We start from the raw sequence: 6,969 nt of genomic DNA, 5'->3' as shown, positions 1-6,969 counted from the left end.
TTCTAGCCCAGGCAACCGGGGCCGAGCAGCGCCTTCAAGTCACCCATCAACGCCGACGACGTCGTGACGCGTAGCGACTGATCCAGTTCCAAGGTGGTGATCCGGTCGCCGCTGATCAGCCGCAGATGCACCTGCGAGATGCCAGGGTGCCTCGCGAGCACCTGCTTGAGCGCACTGACCTTCTCAATCGTGCACTGCCGCGTCGGCAGGCTGACCGCGAGCGGCCGGTCGACCTGGGCGTTCGAGAAGTCCGGGACGACCAGCTCGTTGGCGATCAGGGAGATCCGGTCGTCGCGGATGTTGACCTTGCCTGCGACCAGCACCACGGCGTCGTCGGCGATGTCGCCGCCGAACGTGGAGTACGTGTGCGGGAAGAACATCACCTCGATGCCGCCGGTGAGGTCTTCCAATTGCGCTGAGGCCCAGGGCATCCCGTTCTTGTTGACCCGCCGGTTCACCGAGGCGAGGATGCCGCCGACCCGGACTTGCGAGTCGTTGGCGACGTCGCCGTTGAGGATGCCGGGAATCTGGGTGTCCACCTGAGCCGTCAGCAGATGCGCGACGCCGTTGAGCGGGTGCCCGGACACGTAGAGGCCCAGCATCTCCCGCTCGAGTGCGAGCTTGTGCTTGTCCTCCCACTCGTCGGCGGGCACCTTGATGGTGAACACCGCGTCCGCAGCGGTGTCCGCGCCGCCGAACAGGTCGAACTGCCCCATCGCCTCGGCCTTCTTGGTGCCAAGCACCGAGTCGACCGCGTCGGTGTGAATCAGGAACAACCCCTTGCGCGGGTGCCCGAGAGAGTCGAATGCGCCCGCCTTGATCAGCGACTCCGTCACCTTCTTGTTGCACGCGGTGATGTCGACCTTGTTCAGATAGTCGGAGAAGTCGGTGTACTTGCCCTTGTCGGTGCGCGTACTGATCAGCGAGGCAACGACATTCGAGCCGACGTTGCGCACGGCGCCCAGTCCGAATCGAATGTCGGCGCCTACCGATGCGAAGTTCAGCACCGACTCGTTGACGTCGGGCGGCAGCACCGTGATGCCCAGTCTGCGGCAGTCCGCAAGGTAGACCGCCGCCTTGTCCTTGTCGTCGCCGACGGAGGTGAGTAGGCCGGCCATGTACTCGCCCGGGTAGTTCGCCTTGAGGTAAGCCGTCCAGTACGACACCAGCCCGTAGCCTGCGGCGTGGGACTTGTTGAACGCATAGTCCGCGAACGGAAGCACGGTGTCCCATAGCGCCTTGACGGCTGGCGCCGAGAAGCCGTTGGCCTTCATGCCGTCGGAGAAGCCCTCGTACTCCTTGTCGAGCACCTCCCGCTTCTTCTTGCCCATGGCCTTGCGCAGGATGTCGGCTCGAGCAAGCGAGTAGCTGGCCACCTTCTGCGCGATGCGCATGATCTGTTCCTGGTAGACGATCAGGCCGTGGGTCTCGGCGAGGATCTCTTCGAGGGGTTCGGCCAGCTCGGGGTGGATAGGCTTGACGGCCTGTCGGTCGTTCTTGCGATCGGCGTAGTCGTTGTGGGCGTTGACGCCCATCGGTCCCGGCCGGTACAGGGCGATGACGGCGACCACGTCCTCGAACTCCGTCGGCTGCATGCGGCGCAGCAGATCCCGCATCGGGCCGCCGTCGAGCTGGAACACGCCGAGCGTGTCGCCGCGGCCGAGCAGTTCGAAGGTGGCCCGGTCATCAAGGGGAACCGCGTCCAGGTCGAGGTCGATGCCCCGGTTGGCCTTGATGTTCTCGATGGTGTCGCCGATGATCGTCAGGTTCCGCAGGCCGAGGAAGTCCATCTTGAGCAGGCCGATGGCCTCGCACGATGGATAGTCCCAACCCGTGATCACGGCGCCGTCCTGCGGCCGCTTCCAGAGCGGAATCGACTCGATCAGCGGTTCGGAGCTCATGATCACGGCGCAGGCGTGCACGCCGGCATTGCGGACCAGGCCTTCCAGCCCCCGCGCCGTTTCGTAGATGGTGCGGACGTCGGGGTCGGTGTCGAGCAGGTTGCGGACCTCGACGGCCTCCTTGTACCGCTCGTGGCTGGGATCGGTGATGCCCGCCAGCGGGATGTCCTTGGCCATGATCGGCGGCGGAAGGGCCTTGGTGATGCGGTCGGCGATGGCGAACCCGGGCTGCCCGTAGTGCACGCGGGCCGAATCCTTCAGTGCTGCCTTGGTCTTGATGGTGCCGAAGGTGATGACCTGGGCCACTCGGTCGCTGCCCCACTTGTTCGCTGCGTAGCGGAGCATCTCGCCGCGCCTGCGGTCGTCGAAGTCGATGTCGATGTCGGGCATCGACGCACGCTCGGGATTGAGGAAGCGCTCGAACAGCAGCCCGTACTTGATGGGGTCGATGTTCGTGATGCCCAGTGCGTAGGCAACCAGCGATCCGGCCGCCGAACCACGGCCCGGCCCCACCCGGATGTCGACCGAGCGGGCGTAGTCGATCAGGTCGGCGACGATGAGGAAGTAGGACGGGTAGCCCTTGTCGCAGATGACCGTGATCTCGTACTCGGCACGGTCGACGTAGTCCTGGGGCGCTCCCGACGGGAAGCGGCGCACCAGCCCGGCCTCGACCTCGCGGCGCAACCACGAGCCCTGATCGTGGCCTTCCGGAACGGGGAAGATCGGCATCCGGTCCTTGGGCGTCCAGACGTCGGCGTAGGACTGCACCCGCTCGGCGATCAGCAGCGTCGAGTCGCATGCACCGGAGATCTCGTCGTCCCACAGAGCGCGCATCTCGGCGGCTGACTTCAGGTAGTAGCCGTCGCCGTCGAACTTGAACCGGTTCGGGTCCGAGAGCGTCTTGCCAGTCTGTATGCAGAGCAGCGCCTCGTGGTTGTGGGAGGCCTCGCGGGTGACGTAGTGGCAGTCGTTGGTGGCCAGCGGCGGAATGCCGAGCTTGCGGCCGACCTCGAGCAGGCCCTCGCGCACCCGACGCTCGATGGACAGTCCGTGGTCCATCAACTCCAGGAAGTAGTTCTCGGGCCCGAAGATCTCCCGCCACTTCGCCGCCGACTCCAGCGCCTCGCGGTCGTGGCCGAGCCGCAGCCGGGTCTGCACCTCACCCGACGGGCAGCCAGTGGTGGCGATGATGCCCTCGTGGTGTTCGGCGATGATCTCGGCGTCCATCCGCGACCACTTGCCCAGTTGGCCCTCGAACGAGGCCAGTGACGACAGCTTGAACAGGTTGCGCAGGCCGGTCGCGTTCTCGGCGACCATGGTCAGGTGGGTGTACGACCCGCTGCCGGACACGTCATCGGACTTCTGACCGGGGTCTCCCCACAGGACGCGCTTGGTGTCGAACCGCGACGCAGGCGCGATGTAGGCCTCGACGCCGATGATCGGTTTGATGCCCACATCGGTTGCCGCGTTGTAGAACTCGCTGGCGCCGAACATGTTGCCGTGGTCGGTCATCCCGATGGCGGGCATCTCCAGGCGTTGCGCCTCGGCCAGCATCGGCTTGACCTTGGCGGCCCCGTCCAGCATCGAGTATTCGGTGTGGTTGTGCAGGTGCACGAAGGACGAACTGCGATGAGCGCCTGCGCGAAGAGCAGACGAACCCAGAGAGCTCTCGCGAGGAGCAGACGGACCGGTCATAGGCACGCCAGTCTATGGCCGCCCCCCGACAGCGCTCGGCGTGTCGCGGAACGTGTCGCTCCGATTCTCGGATTCGCTCACAACGTTCAGCAATCCGTGCGAAAGCAACCGAGTGAGTTGCTTGGTTATCAACCCCAGATCGGCCTGACTGTCGATGAACCCAGCGTGCAAGCCCACTCCCCACAACATGGCATGCAGCATGTCGGCGATCGGCGTCACGGACATGTCGGCGGCCAGCTCACCCCGGGCCTTCGCGTCGCCGAGCAACGACTCGATGAAGTTGAGCAGTGCACCGCTGGTGCCGACCTGCAGTACGGGGTTGCGCGTGGACTCCAGTCGCGCGCTGACCAGGAACGCGAGCCGCGAACGGTCCCTGGAGTCCACCTCGAGCATTCCCCAGATCAGCTCGGTCAACTGTTCGATGAGCGTGTCCTTGCGCCTCGCTGCATCGATGCAATCGGCCATCACGTGACCCGCCTCTTCGACCAGCACCCCGTAAATCTGCTCGCGGGAGTCGAAGTAGTAGTGCAGGGTGGGACGGCTCAGGTCGGCGGCCATGGCGATCGCCTGGAAGGTGGCGGCGTGGTAGCCGCGCTCGCTGATGACCTGGCGCGCGGCACTCAAGATGCGGCTGCGCGTCTCGGCCGAGTCGGAGCCCACCGGACGGCCGCGGCGTCGTCGGACAACCGGCAGCGTCTGGCCATCGAGTTGCGGCATGTCACCGACCTCACCAGCGAGCTGGATTTGGCTCGCCTGGCAAACCGTATTGCATAGCTGTGAGTGGGTCAACCCGACAAGTTGCGCAAACATCGCGCAAGGTATTCGGCGACGCCGGGGTCCGACGTGGCCTCGATCGCGCGACGGTAGCCGCGCGCAGCCTCGTCGAGACGGCCGGCCGTGGCCAGAAGGTGCGCCCGCACCGCCCACGCGGGCTGAAACCGCTCGACGGCGGGATCGGTGACGGCGTCCAAGGCCTGCAAACCCGCAGCAGGCCCGTCGATCTCGCCGTCCAATGCGGCAAGGGCGACCTGGGCGCCCAACGACGGAGCCGTCCGCACCAGCGCACGGTGCAGGGTGCGAAGCGTCTCGGCGTCCACCGGACCGCGAGAGGCGCGACTGCAGTGGGCGGACTGAATGGCCGCCTCGTACTGGAATCGGCCGGGACGCCGATGCACGTGCGCCCGCGTCAGCAGCGTCTCGCCGCGGGCGATCATGGCGCGGTCCCACCGCGTGACGTCCTGCTCCTCGAGCGGTACGAAGCATCCGTCCTCGGCACGCCGGGCCGGCCGACGGGCCTCCGACAGGCACACCAGCGCTGCGAGGCCGAGCACCTCGGGTTCGTCGGGCAGAAGGTCGGCGAGCACCAAGGCGAGGTGCACGGCCTCGGCGGACAACGAGTCCATTGCAGAGCCCTGCGGCACCAGCTGCCAGTCGATGGCGTACGCCCCGTAGACGGCTTCAAGGACCGCGGGCAACCGCTCGGCGAGCTGCTCGCGTTCGGGCATCTCGAAGGAGATCCCGGTGTCCCGGATGCGCTGCTTCGCGCGCACCAGGCGCTGCGCCATGGCCGCGTGCTCCACCGCGAAGGCCGCCGCGATCGCCTCGGCGTTCACGCCGAGCACCACCTGCAGCATGAGCGGCGTACGGACCGACGCCGCGATGGCCGGATGCGCACACACCAGCATCAGTTCAAGTCGGCGGTCGGGGATGTCGGACCCTGCGGCGGCCTCGGCACCGACGAATTCGTCGTTCTGCCAATCCGTTTCGTCGAGTGGCCGGCTGGTCTTCGAGGCCGTCGACTTCCAGGCGTCGCGGAGCCGATTGCGTGCGACGACCAGTAGCCAGGCCTCGGGGTTGTCGGGGACGCCATCGTCGGGCCAGCGCGTCAACGCCCGCTCCACGGCATCGGCCAACGCGTCCTCCGCGGCGGCGATGTCGCGGCCGGGTGCGGCGAGCAACGCCAACAGCCGGCCGTACGACTCGCGAACGACCCCGACGAGCGCCGAGGTCGCCCGCGACCGCTGCCCGTTCAGGGGTTGTACCACCCGCGGCCTGGTGCGTACGTCCTTGCCACCGGGCGGATCTCGACCGATCCCCAGCCGTTGGCCGGATTGCGCTGAGCCCACTTCAGCGCTTCGTCGAGGTCGGGTACGTCGATGACGAAGATGCCGCCGAGCTTCTCCTTGGTGTCGGCGAACGGACCGTCCTGGATCTCGGGTGCCCCGTTGCGCGCCGTCACCGTCGTGGTGGCCTCGACGGTGTCGAGCACCTCGGTGGTGATCAACACCCCGGCCGCCGACAGATCGTCGGCGTAGGCCGCGAACGCCGCCATCGCAGGCGCCATGTCCTCCTCGGTCAGGCCGATGGAGGAACCCTCCTGATAGTGCATGAGCAGGCAGTAACGCATGATGTCGTCCTCGTCGTCGTGAGTGGTGCCCGATGTCGGATCGAGCCTGTCATCGTGATGACGATTCGGGAGCGGCCAGATCGACACCAGCCGCGATCGGATCCGCGGGTTTCTTGCGCAATGCGTCGATCGTCATCACCACGAGCGCCACCCAGATGAGGGCGAAGCCGATCCACCGGCCAGCGGGCATCGGCTCGTGACCGATCAGGACGCCCCAGGCCATCTGCATGGCGGGGTTGAGGGAGAACAGCAGGCCCATGGTGATCAGCGGAAGCCGCTGCGCGGCGGCGGCGAAGAACAGCAGCGGTATCGCCGTGACGGGGCCAGCCAACATCAGGAGCACGGCGTGCCCCGTCCCGTAGTGGAGGAAGTGCCCCTGGCCCAGCACGGCGAGCATGATCAGGTAGCCGCCCGCCAACGGCAGCGCCAGCAGGGTCTCGACGGCCACGCTCACCCGGGGATCGGCCACCACCACCTTCTTCACCAGGCCGTACAGCGCGAACGACGCGGCAAGCCCGACGGCGACGTACGGCGGCGCCCCGACCTCCGCGATGAGGATCACCACCGCGACCACCGCGAGCACGAGCGCGAGCAGTTGCCATCGCCCGATGCGCTCGCGGAACACCAGCACGCCGAGCGCCACCGTGACGAGCGGGTTGATGAAGTAGCCGAGCGCGGCGTCGACGACGTGGCCGTGCGTCGCGGCCCAGATGTAGATGCCCCAGTTGATCGAGATCAGCGCCGACGCCGCCAGGAGCAGGAACCAGGCGCGCACGCCGAGCCGTCGTAGGTCACCGAGCCGGCGCGCCACGACGAGTACGAGGAACAGACTGGCCGCGCTCCATACGATGCGGTGGGCGAGCACCTCCAACGATCCGGCGGGCAGCAGCAGCGGGAAGAACCCCGGAAACAGGCCCCACGAGATGAAGGCGCCTGCGCCGAACAACATGCCCGACCGGCGGGTGC

5 protein-coding genes are annotated in these 6,969 nt (G+C 67.1%); all 5 read right to left on the bottom strand.

Features of this window, described 5'->3' with window-relative positions:
* Nucleotides 1-2 precede the first annotated feature (2 nt).
* Nucleotides 3-3,596: a DNA polymerase III subunit alpha gene (dnaE, locus tag QOC69_RS10020; protein ID WP_526438907.1), complete on the bottom strand. Its 3,594-nt coding sequence runs from the start codon at nucleotides 3,594-3,596 to the stop codon at nucleotides 3-5.
* Between the two features lie 12 nt (nucleotides 3,597-3,608).
* Nucleotides 3,609-4,313 carry a TetR/AcrR family transcriptional regulator gene (locus tag QOC69_RS10015; protein ID WP_526438905.1) on the bottom strand — a complete coding sequence of 235 codons (705 nt, stop codon included), beginning with the start codon at nucleotides 4,311-4,313 and terminating at the stop codon, nucleotides 3,609-3,611.
* 68 nt (nucleotides 4,314-4,381) lie between these two features.
* Entirely contained in the window at nucleotides 4,382-5,641 is a 1,260-nt protein-coding gene (locus tag QOC69_RS10010; RefSeq protein ID WP_526438903.1) for an RNA polymerase sigma factor, read from the bottom strand.
* Complete coding sequence (locus QOC69_RS10005) at nucleotides 5,626-6,003, bottom strand: YciI family protein (RefSeq protein ID WP_526438913.1); 378 nt, start codon at nucleotides 6,001-6,003, stop codon at nucleotides 5,626-5,628. The genes QOC69_RS10010 and QOC69_RS10005 overlap by 16 nt, the downstream gene beginning before the upstream one ends.
* 49 nt (nucleotides 6,004-6,052) lie before the next feature.
* On the bottom strand, nucleotides 6,053-6,952 hold the full coding sequence (gene rarD / locus QOC69_RS10000; RefSeq protein ID WP_526438911.1) for an EamA family transporter RarD: 900 nt from the start codon (nucleotides 6,950-6,952) through the stop codon (nucleotides 6,053-6,055).
* Nucleotides 6,953-6,969: the final 17 nt, after the last annotated feature.

Source organism: Mycobacterium sp., assembly GCF_032162105.1.
GTDB lineage: Bacteria > Actinomycetota > Actinomycetes > Mycobacteriales > Mycobacteriaceae > Mycobacterium.
Note: the sequence above shows the minus strand (reverse complement) of the source record. Positions and strands in the feature narration are given on the sequence as shown.